We start from the raw sequence: 17,619 nt of genomic DNA on the forward strand, positions 1-17,619 counted from the left end.
GCTTGCCAACGCGCACAGGAAGTGGAGGGTTCGGAGCCGCGATGAAATTTGTGTTGGCAGCCTGGGGAAGTCGCGGCGAGATTGAGCCTTGTGCCGCTGTCGGTCGTGAGCTGCTGCGCAGAGGCCACGACGTGTGCATGGCCGTACCGCCTGACTTAGCCGACATCGTTGAGGTGGCTGGGATTGCGGCGGTCCCGTACGGGCTCGAGATGCAGGCGGTGATTGATGCATACCGTGACTTCTGGACGAGCTTGTTTCGCAATTTCTGGAAGATCAGGGATGTCAGCAGGTTGGGGCGCGAAGTGGTGGAACCCGGTAAGCGGTGCTGGGAGGAGTTGAGCAGGACCTTGACGTCGCTGGCGGACGGGGCCGACCTGCTGTTCACCACCCTGTCTTTCGAGGATGCCGCAGCCAATGTCGCGGAGTACCACGACATTCCGTTGGCCACGCTGCACTGGTTTCCGTTGCGGCCCAATGGCCAGCTCCTGCCATTCCTACCGAAAGGGTTGTGCCGCTCCGCGATGACGTTTTACGAGTGGCTGACGTGGCGCATGACGACCAGGAAGCTCGAGGACGCGCAGCGCCGTGAGCTCGGTTTGCCGAAGGCGACAACGCCCGCGCCGCGACGGATGATCGAGCGTGGAGTACTGGAAATCCAGGCCTACGACGAGGTTTGCTTTCCGGGGCTGGCCGCCGAATGGGCGCGATTCGACGGCCAGCGGCCCTTTGTCGGCACCTTGACTCTGGAGTTGCCCACGGATGCCGACGACGAGGCCTTGTCGTGGATTGCGGCGGGAACACCGCCGATTTTCTTCGGTTTCGGCAGCATCCCGGTTGCGTCTGCTGCGGATACGCTGGCCATGATCAGCGAGGCTTGCGAGGAGTTGGGCGAGCGGGCATTGGTTGGCGCCGGCTGGACTGACTTCAGCGACGTCCCCCAGTGGGAGCATGTCAAGGTCGTGGGCGAGTTGAATTACGCAGCGATCTTTCCGGTCTGCCGCGCGGTCGTGCACCGCGGTAGCTCGGGTATCACCGATGCGGGCTTGCGTGCCGGGGTGCCCACGTTGATCCTGTCGACGGACCTCAACCAGACGCTCACAGGTGCGATGGTCAAACGGTTGAAAGTAGGCACGGCGCGGCGCTTTTCGAGCGCTACTCGTAAATCGTTGATCGCTGACCTGCGGACGATCCTCGGCCCGGACTATGTTGCCCGGTCCCGCGAATTCGCCAGGCGGATGACCAAATCGGCCGAGAGCGCTGTCGCTGCTGCTGATCATCTGGAAAACTTCGCCCGACTGCGGCGTGTCGGCTGATCGGCGAAGGCTTGCGTGCCGGCATCGAGATAACAGTGGTGTGGTACCGCACCAACGTCGGTGCGGCGGGGCAGTGACCCTTTGTGGCTCGTACCGACAGGCTGGTGTTCTCGACCGCTGCCCTACCATCAACCGTTATGTCGAGGATGAGGCAAAAGCTCATCGATATCGCGCTGAAGTTGGTCCGCAGTAGAAACTCACTCGAGCCCAACCGCCTTGCCGCTGCACACGGCTGGTTCCGGGGCATGCACCTGGTATCACCACCCGCAATCGCCAAGCGACGGCACCTGCTCAATACGCTGAAATCGCGGGGGCACAGGATCTTCGTCGAGGCCGGCACGTACAAAGGTGAAACCACCGCATTTTTGATACCGCACACGGATCAAGTCTTCTCCGTCGAACTACATGACGAGCTCTATGCCGCAGCCCAACAGCGGTTCGCCGATCATCCCAATGTCACCGTCATCCATGGTGATTCGCTCGTCGAGATCCCGAAGATCGTCGCAAATTGCTCGACCCCGCCGCTGGTGTACCTAGACGGGCATTTCTCCGGCCCTGGGACAGCCGAAGGTCAGGAGATGGAGCCTGCAGAGTCGACCCTGCGGCGCCTCGCCGACGTAACTCCGGCGGGCAGCACCATCGTGATTGATGATCTCCGTCTCTTCGGCTCCGGACTCGCCGGATTTCCCCAGCTCGACGCGATCACGGCGGCCGCGCGCTCGACATTCCCCACCGCAGTGATCCGCGCCGGCCTGGACTCGATCGTCGTCGAGATCCCTGGACAAAATGGTTGAATTCAGCGAGCGCGGCGAATCTCGAGGCAGCCGCCGACCCTCGCGTCCATCTCCCCGGTGCGCTATTTGGGTGTTAATGTTGTGCAGTGCATTTGTTGGACAGTGCTCGATTGATCGCCCGTAGCGCTGCTTTCGAGGTATCGCGACGCTATTCCGAGCGGAACTGGAAGCGTCAGATTGTGCAGCAGCTGGAATCGCATCGCGTAAATGTCGTTCTGGATGTAGGCGCCAACTCGGGACAATACGCTGCCGACCTTCGCAAGGCGGCTTACAAGGGTCGTATCATATCGTTCGAACCCTTATCTGGTCCATTTTCGGTTTTGGCGAGGAGAGCATCGGCAGATCCGCTTTGGGACTGTCGGCAGTATGCGCTAGGCGACGTTGATGGAACGATCTCGATAAATGTCGCCGGCAACGCCGGTCAGAGCAGTTCCGTCCTGCCCATGCTGAAAAGCCATCAAGACGTCTATCCACCAGCAAATTATATCGGGGTCGAAGACACGCCGATACATCAGCTCGATTCCGTCGTATCAGAAATTTTACAGCCGGATGATGTTGCCTTTCTCAAGGTCGATGTTCAAGGATTTGAGAAACAGGTGCTGGCCGGTAGCAAGTCAACCGTCGATGACCGCTGCGTTGGCTTGCAACTCGAACTATCGTTCGTACCTTTGTATGAAGGCGGTATGCTCGTCCGTGAGGCGCTCGACCTCGTACATTCTTTGGGCTTCACGCTGACGGGGTTGCTGCCCTGCTTCACCGATTTCCGCAATGGTCGAATGCTTCAGGCCGACGGGCTCTTCTTTCGTGAGGAAGGACCGAGTCTTTGAGCCGAAATTTCTGGGACGAAGCGGTACGCCGGGCTGACCGCTGCTAACGTGACAAGTGGTATGACCGCACCGATGTTTTCGATCGTCGTCCCCACATTGAACGCAGCGGCAACTCTGCATACTTGCCTTGACAGCGTCATATGCCAAACCTGCGGTGATTTCGAGCTCGTCGTGGTCGACGGCGGCTCGACCGACGAAACCCTAGACATCGTGAACGGCTTGGCCGCCGATCTCGGTACGCGCCTGGTCACTCATTGCGGCCCGGACCGGGGTGTCTATGACGCCATGAACCGCGGGGTCGGCATGGCTACGGGGTCGTGGTTGCTCTTTCTGGGCGCCGACGACACCCTGCACGAGGCGACCACCCTGGCGCGCGTGGCCGCCTTCATCAACGAACACCAGCCGAGTGATCTGGTCTATGGCGATGTGATCATTCGCTCAACCTGGTCCCGCTGGGGTGGGGCCTTCGACCTTGACCGCCTGCTGTTTGAGACGAACATCTGCCATCAAGCGATCTTCTACCGCCGCGACCTGTTCGCCGGCATCGGACCCTACAACCTGCGTTACCCGGTATGGGCCGACTGGGACTTCAACATCCGCTGCTTCTCCAACCCAGCACTTGTCACGAGATACATGGACATCGTGGTTGCTCACTACAACGACATGACTGGGGTCTGTGCCAGCAAGGGCGCGGACAAGGAGTTCAGAAAGCGGCTGCCCGTGTTCTTCTGGTGGTCAGCCTTCGAGACCTGTCGCCGACAGGTAGCGCTCTTGAGGCGAAGGGATGCCTGGCGGCAAGCGCCGCTGGCTGTGCGTCAACAGCTGATCAGGACCAGGGCCGCGCGGGAGGCCAGATCGGACTCCTCCGGACACTGACCACGCGGTGTCACACACGACGGTTCTTAACCGCCAGCTGCGGCGCTGCCCATGCCGGTGCCCACGAGGGCGAGCCCGCCCACTGCGCACATAGCTATCAGGATCTTTCGACGGTGCGTCCGCGCCCAATCGTGCAGCCGTTGCACGATCGCCTGGGTTTTGGCTGGCGCGGTCAGATAGCTGGCGAGCGTGAATTCGATAACCGCAAGCATCCCGATGACGAACGCGACGGCGGCAACGGCCTGCGTCCCGGTCGCAGCTCCCGATGCGACGATAAACGCGAGGAGGAACAGAACCCCGTCTAGTGGCGGCCCCGTTCCGAGGCCGAGCGCGCCCGCAACCCACAAGGATCCGTTTTCCCACGCGTTGTGGGCACGGTGGAGTAACCGCCGGAATGCAGATACACCCTCGGACGGCACATCTTGTGGGCGGCCGAACAGTCGTGAGATTGCACTCGGTTTATCCGAGTCCAGCACCTGGGTCGAGGTACCACCGCGCGCTGCGGGTGCATGCGCCCGCTGGCGCCGACGCGTTAACGAATGCACCGCCAGCAGGGCACCGATCGATAGCGCCACCACACCCATCGCGAGTTGAATGTGCTTGACCGTCGGATTTGTGGCCAAATTGTCCGCAAAAGATTTCAGCATGGGTGTGTTGTGCAGCATCGTCAGCGGCAGCACCACGGTGAAAATGCATGCGATCAGGTTTCCGGCCCCGTATGCGAGCAGGTTTTGTACAGGCCTGGGCCGGGAGATCACGAGAAGGGCCAGGCCGAGACGCATCGGATCAAACCCCGTCAGAAGCCCGGAACTCAACCCCACCAACACCAGTGAGCTCCACATGGCCGGAACACTACCTTGGTGGCACGGGTCCGTTGATTGTTCTATAGCTCTGAGCGTTGTTTAGGTCGTTGACGCACGGGCTGTAGCAGGCAGTGACGGCCGGCCCGGCGGCCAAGGGCGTCTCATAGGTGGCTCATAGCGAAGACGTCAGGTGATCGTAACCGTCCAAAATGTATGTGGGACACGGCGTTCGCTCATGACCAGTCGACCGCTGCTCGGAGCTCGGCGTTGAACCGACCTATAGTGGCCAGGAAAGGGCGGGTCGTGCATTGTGCACGGCTGGTTGAGAGACATGCTGCTGATGCCGAATTGATCAGATTGGTTAACGGGCCTGATCGGTTCTGATCGTTTGTTGGACACCACCCCCGTTCCGTCCATATCCCAAGTGACGTGCGATGGTTTGGTCGTTACTGAAGGTAAAACGGCATCTACGGCTAACGATGAGAAAGTACGGTACGCAAATGGACAACCTGCTCGACCCGCTCGACCAGGCCATGTTTGAGTTCGGGCGAGCGACAGGAGTTACCGTCGTCATTCAGGCTGTTTGGGTGTACAACCGTGCTGTTGATATCGAGGGTCTGCGGAAGTTTCATGACCATCTTCAGCGGGGGCGGTTGTCTCGCCGTATCGAACGTTCGCCGTTGCCGTTCGGTCGGCACCGCTGGGTCGCGCCCAACGGCTCGCCCACACTCGAGGTGGTCTCATCCGCGCGGCCGCGCGAGGAATTCGACGCGTGGCTGACCGAGCAGGCCAGGATCGCGCTGGATTGCGAGCGGGGACCGGGATGGCATCTGGCGGTGCTGCCGTTCACCGATGGGGGTGCCGGGGTGAGCCTGCTCGTGCCGCACTCCATCACCGATGGTCTGGGGTTGTTCGAGGCGCTGGCCGATGCCGCGCTGGGCCGCGACGACCCGGTTAGGTGGCCTGCGGCCGGATCGCGCCGGCGGTGGCAGGCCGTGCGCGAGGATGCTCGCCAAACCGCGCGCGATGCCCGCGCGATCGGCCGCGGCGTCGCCGCCGCAATACGGGTGGCCCGTAGCAGTCGCAGCAAAGCTGGACCTGCCGCCCCGCTGCCTGCGCTTCCCCCCTGCGCATCCGACCGATCAATCACGGTCCCGATTGCGACGATGTTCGTTGATGCCGACGAGTGGGAGGGCCGTGCAGACTCACTCGGCGGCAGCAGCGCGACGCTGCTTGCGGGATTGGCGGCTCGGCTCGCCGAACGACGGGGACGGGTCACCGCCGACGGCTTGGTCGACTTGAGGATCCCATTCAACGAGCGCACCGCTGGCGATACTCGCGCCAACGCCGTCAGCAATGTCGACATCATGGTCGACCCGTCCACCGCGGCCACCGACCTGCGCCAGATCCGTGCCGCCATGAGAGAGGCGCTGATGCGCCACCGGGAAGTGCCAGACGACGAGCGGGCAATGTTTTCTGCCGTTCCTCTGGTGCCTAAGCGGCTCATCAGGAACATCAGCGGTAATGGGGTCGGCGTCGTCTCAACCAGCCTTGGGGTGATCAATCCGGCGGCCACCAGGCCGGATGGCACGGACGCCGATTACCTCGGCATGCGGATGCATTACCCGACCGTGACCGAGGCGATGGTGCACCGGTTCGGTGGACTGCAGATCATGGGGGCCGGAAGAGCGCATGAACGAGTCTTTGTGTCAGCACTTGCTTATCAGCCGGGCCGTACCAACACTAACGATGCTTTGCGGCATGACCTTGCGAGCGTCCTGAAGGAGTTCTCCCTCACCGGCACGCACCTCTGAGCGCTCGCACGGGATGCTTTGTCCTGCAGCACAACTCGCCGAGCGCTAGTAGATAGTCCAACCACAATCGCCCTGCTTTCGCGCCCAAAAGCCGAAAAACCCTACCAACAATCCGAGAATTCGGAATAATAACCGACGCCCTGACGCCGACCACGCCCACGCGAAGTGAAAGGTCAGGACCGCGCAATGAAGTTTGTGCTGGCAAGCTGGGGAAGTCGTGGCGATGTCGAGCCCTTCGGGGCTGTTGGTCGTGAACTGCAGCGCCGCGGACACGAAGTGTGCATCGCCGTCCCGCCGGATTTGGTTGGTTTCATCGAGGCGGCCGGTGTTACGGCGGTCGGCTACGGACCGGATTTGCGTGGCATCGCGGACGCGCACCGCGACTACTGGACGTGTTTCTTCCGCCACTTCTGGAAGCTCGGGGATTTGAACAAGCTGCGGAGCGCAGTTTGGGAGCCCGTCGCTGAGCGCTGGGAGGAGATGAGCTCGACGCTGACATCCCTGGCGGACGGTGCAGACCTGCTGTTCACTGGCCTGAATTTCGAGAACGCCGCGGCCAACGTGGCCGAGTACCACGACATTCCGCTGGCAACACTGCATTTCTTCCCGTTGCGGGCGAACGGCCAACTCCTCCCATTCTTGCCGGCGCCGTTGGGCCGCGGCGCAATTTCAGTGTTCTGGTGGATGTCTTGGCTTGGGAGTAAGAAGCTCGAGGACACGCAGCGCAGCAACTTGGGCCTGCCGAAGACAAAGGGGTCGGCGCCGCGACGGATCACCGAGCGCGGATCGCTGGAAATCCAGGCCTACGACGAGGTTTGCTTCCCCGGGTTGGCAGCTGAATGGGCCAAGTGGAATGGCCAACGGCCCTTCGTCGGTTCGCTGACGATCGAGTTGCCGACAGATGTCGACGACGAGGTTGTGTCGTGGATCGAGGCGGGCACTCCGCCGATCTTCTTCGGCTTCGGTAGCATCCCGGTGGTATCTCCCGCCGAGAAGGTCGCCATGATCAGCGCGGCGTGTGCGCAGTTAGGTGAGAGGGCGCTGGTATGCGCCGGTTCGAGCGACTTCAGCAATGTCCCCCATTTCGAGCACGTCAAGGTAGTGGACACGCTGAATTACGCCGCCGTCTTTCCCGCATGCCGTGCTGTCGTGCATCACGGCGCCCCAGGTACCACCGCCGCGGGGCTGCGCGCCGGAATCCCCACGTTGAGCCTTCCGACAGACCTCGATCAGACTCTGTGGGGGGCTGCGATCAAACGATTGAAGGTGGGCACGGCTCGGCACTTTTCGACCGCCACGCAGGAAACACTGGTCGACGACCTTCGAACCATCCTTGCCCCGCAGTACGCCGCCCGGGCGCGCGACATTGCCTCGCGAATGACCAAACCAGCCGAAAGCGTTCTGACCGCAGCCGATCTCGTGGAAAAGTTTGCCCGCGTGGGCCGCGTTGGCTGAGCGGTTTTCTCGGCACGGACCTAGGTAAGCGTTGCCGCACGCCGAATGCGTGAACCGGATCAGGGCTGCGCAGGAGGCGCTCGACGGGCGGGTGAAGCCCGTCGGTTCGCTGAACTCGCACGACAAGCGAAAGGCTAGGATCTCCGCAATGAAATTTGTGCTGGCATGCTACGGATCTCGTGGCGATGTCGAGCCTTGTGTCGCCATCGGCCGTGAGTTGCTGCGGAGAGGGCACGAAGTGCGCATGGTCGTGCCGCCTGACCTGGTTGGATTCGCCGAGTCGGTCGGGCTCTCCGCAGTCGGTTGCGGACCTGATATGCGGGCGGTTCTGGAGGCGCACCGCAAGTTCTGGACATGTCTATTCCGCAACCCATGGCGGGTGCGGGATCTGATCGCTTTCCGGCGGGCCGTCGGGGAGCCGATCATCCAGTGCTGGGAAGAGATGAGCACGACGCTGAGGTCGCTGGGGGACGGAGCGGACCTGCTCTTCACCGGCCTGAATTTCGAGGACGCGGCCGCCAACGTCGCGGAGTATTACGACATCCCATTAGCCACGCTGCATTACTTCCCGCTGCGGCCCAACGGCCAACTGCTCTCATTCCTGCCGGCGCCGCTGGGCCGCTCCGCAATGAGGGCATTCTGGTGGCTGTCGTGGCGGGGTACGAAGAAGGTCGAGGATGCACAGCGACGCGAACTCGGCCTGCCCAAGGTCCCGGGACCGTCGCCGCGGCGCATCAGCGAACGCGGATCGCTGGAAATCCAGGCCTACGATGAGGTTTGCTTTCCCGGGCTGGCAGCCGAATGGGCGAAATTCGGTGACCAGCGGCCGTTTGTCGGCGCGCTGACGATGGAGTTGCCGACGGACGCCGACGACGAGGTCGCGTCGTGGATTGCCGCGGGAACACCGCCGGTGCTGTTCGGCTTTGGCAGCATCGCGGTCGAATCTCCGGCCGCCACGCTTGGCATGATCAGCGAGGCGTGCGCGCGATTGGGTGAGCGGGCGCTGGTGTGCTCTGGCGGAACTGATTTCAGCGGCGTCCCCCATTCGGGCCATGTCAAGGTGGTGGACGTGGTCAATTACGCGGGTGTTTTCCCGGCCTGCCGCGCGGTGGTGCATCACGGTGGCGCGGGCACCACGGCCGCCGGGCTGCGCGCCGGAGTCCCCACGTTGATTCTCTCGACGGACCTCGATCAGACGCTTTGGGGAGCCCGGGTCAAACGATTGAAGGTGGGTACCGCCCGGCGCTTTTCGACCACCAACCAGCAAACGCTCCTTGACGACTTGCGCACTATCCTCGCTCCGGAGTACGTCGCCCGAGCGCGCGAGATCGCGACTCGGATGACTAAACCCGCCGAAAGCGTCGCGGCCGCGACCGATCTCGTGGAAAATTTTGCGCGCGGGAAGTGAGGGGTGGAGCTGCGATGAAATTTGTGCTGGCGGCCTATGGGACCCGCGGCGATGTCGAGCCTTTCATCGTTGTCGGTCGGGAGCTGGTGCGTAGAGGACACGAAGTGCGCGTGGCAGTGGCGCCCAACCTGGTTGGCGACGTCGAGGCGGCCGGGCTTCCGGCGGTCGCTTACGGAATGGATTCGCAGGCCGTGATCGACATGCACCGTGACTTTTGGACGAGCCTCTTCCGCAACTTCTGGAAGATCCGGGAAGTAATCCGGCTGTGGCGCGAAATTTGGGAGCCCGGTATTCAGTCGTGGGAGGAGATGAGTGCGGCTCTCACTTCGTTGGCAGAAGGGGCCGACCTGCTACTCACCGGCATCAGTTTCCAGGAGGGCGCGGCCAACATCGCTGAGTACTACGACATTCCGTTGGTCACGCTGCACACGTTCCCGATGCGGGCCCACGGCCAGTTCATTCCGATGCTCCCGGCGCGGCTGGCCCGCTCCCCGATGACGGCACTCGAATGGGCGCATTGGCGCATGACAAGAAAGATCGAGAACGCGCAGCGCCATGAACTCGGTCTACCCAAGGCGACACGGCCCTCGCCGCGACGGATCGCCGAACGCGGATCGCTGGAAATCCAGGCCTACGACGAGGTTTGCTTTCCCGGGCTGGCCGCCGAATGGGCCAAATTCGGTGACCAGCGGCCGTTTGTCGGCGCGCTGACGATGGAAACGCCCACGGAGGCCGACGCCGAGGTCGCCTCATGGATCGCGGCGGGAACACCGCCGGTTCTCTTCGGCTTCGGCAGCATCCCGGTCGGCTCGCCCGCCGAGACGCTCGCCATGATCAGTGCGGCCTGCGCGCATCTAGGCGAGCGCGCGTTGGTGTGCGCCGGCTGGAGTGACTTCAGCGACGTCGCGGAGATCGAACACGTCAAGGTGGTGGGCGCGGTGAATTACGTGTCGATATTCCCGGCCTGCCGCGCGGTGGTGCACCATGGCGGCGCCGCCACCACCGCCGTGGGCCTGGGCGCCGGAGTGCCCACGTTGATCCTCTGGACGTGGCCCGACCAGTCGCTGCGGGGAACTGCGGTGAAACGATTGAAGGTGGGTACTGCCCGGCGCTTTTCGACCACCACGCAGGAATCGCTGATTGCGGATCTGCGCACCATTCTTGCTCCGCAATGCGTCGCGCGGGCCCGCGAGATCGCGAGCCGGATAGCCAAACCCGCCGAAAGCGTGGTGGCCGCCACCGATCTCGTCGAGAACTTCGCCAGGCAGGGGCGTGTTGGCTGCCGCTAGACGTAGCGATGCACTGACCTACATTGCATGATCGCTTGGAACGCAAGGCAATTCATCCTGCCCACCGATCCATTCGAGCAGCGCACGCAGACCGCCCTCAAGTGACCAATTCGGATGCCAGTCGAGCTCGGTTTTGGCCGGCTCGATGCTGCAGCTAGCGGCGCGTACGTCACCGTCCCGAAATTTCGCTACGACAACCGGTTCGGGGGCATCGCAGATGGCGGCGAGCTTGAGAGCAAGCTCGTGGATGGTGGTCGCGTTGCCCGAGCCAATGTCTAGACAGCGTGACTGCGCCGCAGGCCCTTGCAGCGTCGCGAACAGTGCGTCGACTACATCGTCGATAAATACGAAATCGCGCACGATGCGACCGTCTTCATAGACTTCCAAAGGGCGCTGCTCACACGCCAACCGCGCGAAGAGAGCTACGATCCCGGTGTACGAATTGGACAACGACTGGCCCGGCCCGTAAACATTCTGCAGCCGCAGCACACTCAGACTTGCGTCATGTGCGGTCGTCCAAGCGGTCAACATGTGCTCCTGAGCGAGCTTGGTCGCGGCGTAGATGTTGGTGGGTCGTGGCTCAGTTCGTCCTGCGCGACTCGGAAGCGGCACGGCTGCTTCGCCGGTGGGCCCTTGCGGATCCCAGATTCCGGCGAGCAACTGAGCGTGAGTGCGAGGCCGCGGATAGAAGACTTCTTTGCCGGATTGCCAAGCGCCCTCGCCGTACACCGCCCGTGACGACGCCAGCACGAACTGGTCGGGTACGTGTCCGGCGCGGCTCAAGGCGTCAAGAAGCTGGGCCGTGCCTGCGACGTTCACCGAGGCATGACGTGTCGCCTCGGTGAGCGACTGTGCGGTTCCGGTCTCCGCCGCCAAATGCACGATCTGCGAAGGACGAAATAGCCGAAGCACCGCATCCCAGTCGGGCGCATGGGTGACATCGCCGGTGAACAACCGCACAGATGGCGGCAGGTCGATCGTGGCGTGTCCGGCGTGCACTTGCGGGTGCAAGACGTCCATCACGGCGACGTCGCAACCGTCTTTGACGAGACGGTGCGAGAGCGCGGACCCGATGAATCCTGCCCCACCGGTGACGAGCACGGACGTTGACAAGAGCCGAGGCCTCCGGTTCGTCTGTTGAGCAGTAGTGACCGACTGGCGTCTAGAGCGCGGTCGGATTCGATCATATCTGGCAAGGGCCGACCGGCATCGGGATCAGCGCCCGGGTAACGAGAAATCCCATTGTGCTGCCGGTGAGGCGAGCGCGAACTCTAAACTTGCTGCGTTGGCGGAGCATCGATTGCCGGCCACAGCGGATGCGGACGGGGGAGCCATGAAACTCGGCCAGGAATTCGACCCGCGAAACAACGCGCTGAACGCCTGGCGGTTAACGTTGGCGACTGGAGTTATCCTCTCCCACTCGTTCGGGCTCACCGGCCACGGGCTCACCGGATACCCCGCATTCGACAAGCCGGCTAACCAACTCCTCAGAGACGTATGGGTCGACGGGTTCTTCGCGATCTCGGGATTTCTCATCACATGGAGCTGGTTCAACAAGCCGCAGCTGCGCACCTATTTCATCGCTCGCGGCCTTCGCATCTTGCCAGGGTTGTGGGCCTGCCTGATCGTGACCGCGTTCCTGATCGCCCCGATCGCGGTGGCGATTCAGGGTGGTTCGGCCGCAAGGCTGCTGCTGTCAACCGCACCGATCGAGTACGTCCTGAAAAACTGCGCAGTGGTGATGCTTCAGTTCGATATCGGCGGAACACCGAGCGGGATCCCCTGGCCGCACGAGTGGAACGGTTCGCTGTGGACCCTCCTGTGGGAGGTGTTGTGCTACATCGCTGTTGCCGTTCTCGGTGTCGTCGGACTCCTGAGTCGCCGGTGGTTTATTCCTGTGGCATTGGCACTCGCGCTAACGTGGTCGGCGCTTCTGCCCTCGTGGGTTTTGTCTTTGTTGGAAGAACCAGCCGACACGCCGCGACACATCGAGGCTGCCAAAGACCCCGCGATCATCGCGCTGGTCATGCAGGCGATCGCCGCGCGTTTCGCGGTGATGTTTCTGGCTGGTGCGCTCCTCTACCGGCTCCGAAACGTGATTCCTGCTCGATGGTCACTTGTCTCGGTGAGCCTGGTCATCGTGCTGGCGGCGAGCCTGTTTCCTAATTACCGCTTGCTCGGCGCCGTTCCACTGGCTTACTTGATCATCGCTTCGGGTGCCCTGGTTCACAACAAGCGATTGAGGCTGCGCACAGATCTGTCCTACGGCGTCTACATTTACGCATTTCCGATCCAGCAGTTGCTAGTCATCTGTGGGCTCGGCATTCTGAATCCGATCTTGTTCGCGGTCGTCGCAACATTCGCCACCGTACCCCTCGCCGCAATGAGCTGGTTCCTGGTCGAAAAGCGCGCTCTATCCTTGAAATCCCGGCTCAGGCGAAGAAATGGGGTCCCGGCGCAGGAAGCTCAGCCTGGGCAGACGGTCTCGGGTTAGACTATCGACCGTCGGGTCGCATTTGCGTTTTGCCAGGGTTACTTTCGCGCGAGAGCGCGGTCGGCAAGCGCCCCGATTACCGGCGTCAACACTCGTGAGTAGCCGCGCGCCACGTGATTCCTGTCGAAGTAGACCAAGGTGTTGCCCACGATGACGGGGCAGCGGTCGGCTGTGCAGAATAGCTCGGTGAGATCGACGTACTCTCCGCCACCGGCTGTGGTGGCAGTCGACTCAGCCGTGATGCCGGTTGCGTTGACCGCGGTCGACCGTAGCGGCGAGCAGGCCGTTACGTCGTCGAGATGCGCCGACAGGCAAAGCGGCACCGTCGACTGGGGATCCGGGATCGGCCCGAGGACCAGCACCCGTGCGCTGGTATCGCGCAGTTGCTGTACCAGGTGGGCCAGGCCGTCGATCCAGGCCGGGTCATATGACGTCAATCCCGACGGAAAGCCATGGGCGGCACCGTAGCGCCGCCACAAGCTGAGCACGACGAGTCGGGGGTGCTCGATGCGCAGCCGGTCGATGATCTGGCCGCGCCACTTCTCGCACTCGGTGTACTCCCGGTGAAGTAATGGGTTGATGAGCGGCACGTTCATCAATGGGCAAGCTGCCTTGCCCAGCGTCTCTAGCCGCCAGTGCCGCTGCGCGGCGAGCTGCTGGAAGGCCGGGTTCCACATCGCCGCGTTCGAGTCGCCGACCAGTGCCACTGTGGTCGCCGAGGTGGTGTCGCCGGTCGCGCATTCCGGCTGTGCGACTTGGTAGAACTGGCGCGCACAGCTGTCGACGTACGTGGCAAATCTCTCGGCTGCCACGTTGGCAAGCGGCGGATCCAGGTTCGACGGTACGGCCTTCAGGCCGGCAGCTGCCGCGACCGCGTCCTGCACTTGCGCGAACGCGTGCCGGACCGCCGCGTCGTAGGCGTTGACGTTGTGGCCCGCCGGCACGGGTGCCGCATTGACGGTCAGCGTTGCAGCCGGCGCACCACGGCCGACCGGGGCCGGCACCACTACCAGCAGCGCCACTGCTACACAGACCGCTACGGCGGTCGCGACACCGCCAAGCGCAAGGCTGCGGAGAGGAGAGCGGCGAACAGGAGCGGCGAATCGCAACGGATTCTCGATCAAATGCAGTGTGACAACGGCCAACCCGGCCGAAACGAGTGCCGCAGTTAGCCTTCCGGCCAGCCCCAGCGGGTGGCCCAGCAACGGCGGCGCGAGCAGCAGCACCGGCCAGTGCCACAGATACCACGAATACGACACCCGGCCGATCGCCCGCATCGGCCACAACGACAGGACGCGACCGCATCCCCGAGAAGCCGAACCGCAGCCAGCGCCGATCACCAGTGCCGTGCCCAGCACGGGCAACAGTGCGGCCGTACCCGGATACAGCGTCCCGGTGCCCAACACGGTGCATGCCAGCAGGACGAGGGCCAGCCCTCCCCATCCCGCGATCGCTGCCGGTAGCGGCGGTAAGCGGTGCCACTGGTCGGCCGTGAGGGCCACTAGTCCGCCGACAGCCAACTGCCAGGCCCGGGTGGGCAACGAATAAAACGCCACAAAAGGTATCCAGTAGGTGATCGCCAGCGATAGCGCAAACGACACCGCCGCGACCAACGCAAGGACTACGAGATACGGAGTTGCTGAAGACGTGTGGTGCGCCGTGCGGCGTCGACGCGCGCGTCGGATGAGCCAGGCCGTGCCGATTATCAGGGGCGGCCACACCAGGTAGAACTGCTCTTCTACACCCAAAGACCAGTAATGCAGAAACGGCGATGGCGGCATCTCGCTGAAGAAGTAGTCGGCTCCTTGGACCAGAAACCGGTAGTTGCTGACATATAACGCGCTGGCGATGCCGTCGCCGAAGACGGTCCGAGCCTGCAACGGGGGCAACAGAATTGCCGCGCCGATCGCGGTAACGACACCTACCGTGGCCGACGCCGGCAGCAATCGGCGGGCCCGCGCTCCATAAAAGCCGCGCAGTCGGACGGTGCCGGCGGTGCGCACCTCGCGGAAGAGCAGACCGGTGATGAGGAAGCCCGAGATAACGAAGAAAACGTCCACGCCGACGTACCCACCGCCGACGCCGGGAACCTCAGCATGAAAGAGGACAACGGCCAACACCGCGACTGCGCGCAGGCCCTCGATGTCTCGGCGAAAATCCTTCTGGGGCGCGCGCCCGGCCTGCACCCCCTTGATGGGGCTAACGGTGTCATCCAGGCGCATGGCGGCATTGTCGCATTCCCCGCAGCACCGAAGGGGTGGATTCGAATCGAATACGTTGGCGGATCCGCGCTGGTCACGGTTTCATGGCCGGCTGTCCCCGTGAGCTGCAGGCGAGGATCGACGCGACAGTTTACCGGTGAAGCCAACCCAAGCTTGGATCTCAAGGATGAAGTCGCCCAACCGATCTCGAACGCCGGTGCACTGAGTCGCGGATCTCGCTGCGGCGCCTTCACCGGCCATCATCAGCTACCCGGCAATCGGATGTACAGCAAGCACCCGACGACGCACGAATCGAGAGGTCGTTACGGCGACATGGTGTAAAGTCCCGCTCTATCAAGAGCTTTGCACACGGCGCCGCACACCCCGGTGTGTACATGTCGTTGCGAGAGCGAATGCTGCAGTTGTGGTCGGCCGCGTCGTACGGCGAGCGATACACCACCCACGAAACAAGAGGGCACACTACATCGATGGTCCAGAGCCGCGAGGTTGAGGCGTTGCGCGTTCAGTCCGACCTAGCCCAGAACCTGCAGGCGAACCGATGGGTGTAGTCGATAGGCGCGTCGCAGATCGGACGACCCTCCATCGGGTCTGGAAAGCGATTCTCGTCGGTATCGCGCTCAGTGTGGCTTTAGCATGCTACTTTCTACCGGCTCTGGCCGTCGCCATCGGCCTCGTTGTGCTAGTCGTTCTCTGCGCACGCGTTTTCTACCGGGATCGCGACCGCTACATCCCGAACTTATATGCCCGGGACACCACGGCCTATGACGACGCATATCGTGCATTTATCGGCCGCACGCTTTCCGGCCTGCGCCGGTGCAGGATTCGAGGCCACACACTGTTGTGGGAAGCATCCCGCCTGCCGGAGCCAATCGGAAAGAATTCCGACGAACTTCTTCTCGATCTAGGCGTCTGGATTGGCTGGTCCACGCGACTCATATCCGATGCCTCCGGACGCATGGTGTACGGCTTCGATACCTTTACGGGCCTTGTTGAAGACTGGCAACTCGAAAACCAGGTCCTGAAGCGCGGCACGTTCTCGCTATCAGACCCGTTAGCGCAACGTGCGATGCGAGAAACAGGCGTCAGTTTGCATGACGGCGTACCCGCCGCGCTCGGTCGCAACGTCGAATTCATCAAGGGGAGCACCTATGACACGTTGGCACCATTCCTGGCGGACCGACCGGCCGCGTCGATCCGCCTGTTCCACATGGATTTGGACACATATGAAAGCTGTCTCCATGCACTAGAAACCTGTAAGGACCGGTTTATCGAAGGCTCCATACTTGTCTTTGACGAGTATCTTGTTACTAGTGGCGAAATGCGCGCTTTCTACGAATTTCAAGACCGTTACCAGCTGAACTGGCGATACCGAGCCTGGGGCCTTGAGATCATGGAGATGAATGTCGAGATGATCCGTGCCCGCCGGAAGCGTGTGTTGTATTATCTGCTCTGGATCGCATCGTATTGGTTGGCCGGAGAGGGCCGCTATGTCTGGACCTGCTTTGGCAGGCCGTTTTGGCGATTCTGGTTGGGTGCGCCGATAGGAGATATCCTTTTCATGCTCGGTGCAGCTGGGCAGCGGAAGTCGGTCAGCCTTGAGATCACCGGTCTGGGTAAACTTCGTTCCGCTTCGTCGTAAAGGCGTGAGAAGATAACTAGCTCATGCCGACAAATTGATGCGCTGAGAAATTCGAGCTGATCGATGATCCAAAGCGCGCGGCAGGAAAGGAGCTCCGGGGTCCGCCGCCGGCTCAGCGGCGGGGCGCACGCTAGTCTGTTCGCGCGCTACCTGGCGAGAACAGCAAACGCTGCTAGCGAGTAATCGACTACTCTACTTCGCGCCGCCAGAGGGGATGGTCCTCGCGAGGCCAATGGCCGCCTGTAGCGAACCGCGAGGCGAAGGCTGTCGCTGCTGGTCACGACCCCAGCAGTTACAATCGTCGCGAGCGCATGCCAGGAGCAAAACGCTGAGCTGCGTCGGGCACCTTGGGATGATCTGAGGAACTTTGCCGAAAACTGGACCCACTCTGTTGGCTCCAGTAGAGTTTGGACCTGTTGTGCTCGTGTCGATTAGACAGCAGGGGGACCTCGTGAGCGTCAATCCCTTTGACGATGAAAATGGAAGCTTTTTTGTGTTGGTCAATGATGAGGAGCAACACAGCTTGTGGCCGACCTTCGCCGATGTTCCCGCCGGTTGGCGGGTCGTTTACGGCGAAGCCGACCGCGCCGCGTGTCTGGAATACATCGAACAAAACTGGCCCGACATCAGGCCGAAAAGCCTACGCGAAAGGCTAGCGAAGAGTCAGGGATCTGATAGCTAGACC

14 protein-coding genes are annotated in these 17,619 nt (G+C 62.3%); 11 read left to right on the forward strand and 3 right to left on the reverse strand.

The features are described 5' to 3' along the window. The first annotated feature begins 41 nt into the window (after window positions 1-41). The 4 genes from G6N47_RS16090 to G6N47_RS16105 all read left to right on the forward strand — a co-directional run bounded on the left by G6N47_RS16090 (window position 42) and on the right by G6N47_RS16105 (window position 3,810). The gene (locus tag G6N47_RS16090) at window positions 42-1,313 is read left to right on the forward strand and encodes a glycosyltransferase (protein ID WP_083133633.1); all 1,272 of its coding nucleotides are present in this window, start codon (window positions 42-44) and stop codon (window positions 1,311-1,313) included. A 146-nt stretch (window positions 1,314-1,459) separates the two neighbouring features. After that, the gene (locus G6N47_RS16095) at window positions 1,460-2,107 is read left to right on the forward strand and encodes a class I SAM-dependent methyltransferase (RefSeq protein WP_083133632.1); all 648 of its coding nucleotides are present in this window, start codon (window positions 1,460-1,462) and stop codon (window positions 2,105-2,107) included. Between the two features lie 86 nt (window positions 2,108-2,193). Next, complete coding sequence (locus tag G6N47_RS16100) at window positions 2,194-2,934, forward strand: FkbM family methyltransferase (RefSeq protein ID WP_083133631.1); 741 nt, start codon at window positions 2,194-2,196, stop codon at window positions 2,932-2,934. A 6-nt stretch (window positions 2,935-2,940) separates the two neighbouring features. After that, window positions 2,941-3,810, forward strand: coding sequence for a glycosyltransferase family 2 protein (locus G6N47_RS16105; RefSeq protein ID WP_269476095.1), 870 nt, complete (start codon window positions 2,941-2,943; stop codon window positions 3,808-3,810). A gap of 26 nt (window positions 3,811-3,836) precedes the next feature. Here G6N47_RS16105 and G6N47_RS16110 read toward each other — a convergent pair whose 3' ends face one another. After that, window positions 3,837-4,652, reverse strand: a complete 816-nt coding sequence (locus G6N47_RS16110; protein ID WP_083133629.1) for a GAP family protein — start codon at window positions 4,650-4,652, stop codon at window positions 3,837-3,839. Between the two features lie 461 nt (window positions 4,653-5,113). Between G6N47_RS16110 and G6N47_RS16115 the strand changes: the two genes are divergently transcribed. From G6N47_RS16115 to G6N47_RS16130, 4 genes are all read left to right on the forward strand, one after another. Further along, window positions 5,114-6,427, forward strand: coding sequence for a hypothetical protein (locus tag G6N47_RS16115; protein ID WP_083133628.1), 1,314 nt, complete (start codon window positions 5,114-5,116; stop codon window positions 6,425-6,427). Between the two features lie 186 nt (window positions 6,428-6,613). Further along, the gene (locus G6N47_RS16120) at window positions 6,614-7,882 is read left to right on the forward strand and encodes a glycosyltransferase (protein ID WP_083133627.1); all 1,269 of its coding nucleotides are present in this window, start codon (window positions 6,614-6,616) and stop codon (window positions 7,880-7,882) included. Window positions 7,883-8,030: 148 nt separating this feature from the next. After that, on the forward strand, window positions 8,031-9,290 hold the full coding sequence (locus G6N47_RS16125) for a glycosyltransferase (RefSeq protein ID WP_083133700.1): 1,260 nt from the start codon (window positions 8,031-8,033) through the stop codon (window positions 9,288-9,290). A 14-nt stretch (window positions 9,291-9,304) separates the two neighbouring features. After that, complete coding sequence (locus G6N47_RS16130) at window positions 9,305-10,579, forward strand: glycosyltransferase (protein WP_083133626.1); 1,275 nt, start codon at window positions 9,305-9,307, stop codon at window positions 10,577-10,579. 18 nt (window positions 10,580-10,597) lie between these two features. On the opposite strand, the gene G6N47_RS16135 is transcribed toward G6N47_RS16130, so the two are convergent. Then, window positions 10,598-11,680 (reverse strand): NAD-dependent epimerase/dehydratase family protein, encoded by a 1,083-nt coding sequence (locus G6N47_RS16135; RefSeq protein ID WP_083133625.1) that lies wholly within the window; start codon window positions 11,678-11,680, stop codon window positions 10,598-10,600. 232 nt (window positions 11,681-11,912) lie between these two features. Between G6N47_RS16135 and G6N47_RS16140 the strand changes: the two genes are divergently transcribed. Continuing rightward, a complete protein-coding gene (locus tag G6N47_RS16140; RefSeq protein WP_083133624.1) occupies window positions 11,913-13,073 on the forward strand; it encodes an acyltransferase family protein in 1,161 nt (386 codons plus the stop codon). A gap of 38 nt (window positions 13,074-13,111) precedes the next feature. On the opposite strand, the gene G6N47_RS16145 is transcribed toward G6N47_RS16140, so the two are convergent. After that, on the reverse strand, window positions 13,112-15,295 hold the full coding sequence (locus G6N47_RS16145) for an acyltransferase family protein (RefSeq protein ID WP_083133623.1): 2,184 nt from the start codon (window positions 15,293-15,295) through the stop codon (window positions 13,112-13,114). A 538-nt stretch (window positions 15,296-15,833) separates the two neighbouring features. Between G6N47_RS16145 and G6N47_RS16150 the strand changes: the two genes are divergently transcribed. Together G6N47_RS16150 and G6N47_RS16155 are read left to right on the forward strand one after the other, a co-directional pair. Continuing rightward, window positions 15,834-16,934: a class I SAM-dependent methyltransferase gene (locus G6N47_RS16150; protein WP_083133622.1), complete on the forward strand. Its 1,101-nt coding sequence runs from the start codon at window positions 15,834-15,836 to the stop codon at window positions 16,932-16,934. Between the two features lie 451 nt (window positions 16,935-17,385). Next, complete coding sequence (locus G6N47_RS16155; RefSeq protein ID WP_062538383.1) at window positions 17,386-17,616, forward strand: MbtH family protein; 231 nt, start codon at window positions 17,386-17,388, stop codon at window positions 17,614-17,616. Window positions 17,617-17,619: the final 3 nt, after the last annotated feature.

The sequence above is a fragment of the Mycobacterium branderi genome (genome assembly GCF_010728725.1).
GTDB classification, from domain to species: domain Bacteria; phylum Actinomycetota; class Actinomycetes; order Mycobacteriales; family Mycobacteriaceae; genus Mycobacterium; species Mycobacterium branderi.

What these genes read in the sequence shown, in the direction of transcription:
- G6N47_RS16090 (WP_083133633.1), top strand. Translation starts at nt 42, where the DNA reads ATGAAATTTGTGTTGGCAGCCTGGGGAAGTCGCGGCGAGATTGAGCCT.
- G6N47_RS16095 (WP_083133632.1), top strand. Translation starts at nt 1,460, where the DNA reads ATGAGGCAAAAGCTCATCGATATCGCGCTGAAGTTGGTCCGCAGTAGA.
- G6N47_RS16110 (WP_083133629.1), bottom strand. Translation starts at nt 4,652, where the DNA reads ATGTGGAGCTCACTGGTGTTGGTGGGGTTGAGTTCCGGGCTTCTGACG.
- G6N47_RS16115 (WP_083133628.1), top strand. Translation starts at nt 5,114, where the DNA reads ATGGACAACCTGCTCGACCCGCTCGACCAGGCCATGTTTGAGTTCGGG.
- G6N47_RS16120 (WP_083133627.1), top strand. Translation starts at nt 6,614, where the DNA reads ATGAAGTTTGTGCTGGCAAGCTGGGGAAGTCGTGGCGATGTCGAGCCC.
- G6N47_RS16125 (WP_083133700.1), top strand. Translation starts at nt 8,031, where the DNA reads ATGAAATTTGTGCTGGCATGCTACGGATCTCGTGGCGATGTCGAGCCT.
- G6N47_RS16130 (WP_083133626.1), top strand. Translation starts at nt 9,305, where the DNA reads ATGAAATTTGTGCTGGCGGCCTATGGGACCCGCGGCGATGTCGAGCCT.
- G6N47_RS16140 (WP_083133624.1), top strand. Translation starts at nt 11,913, where the DNA reads ATGAAACTCGGCCAGGAATTCGACCCGCGAAACAACGCGCTGAACGCC.
- G6N47_RS16145 (WP_083133623.1), bottom strand. Translation starts at nt 15,295, where the DNA reads ATGCGCCTGGATGACACCGTTAGCCCCATCAAGGGGGTGCAGGCCGGG.
- G6N47_RS16150 (WP_083133622.1), top strand. Translation starts at nt 15,834, where the DNA reads ATGGGTGTAGTCGATAGGCGCGTCGCAGATCGGACGACCCTCCATCGG.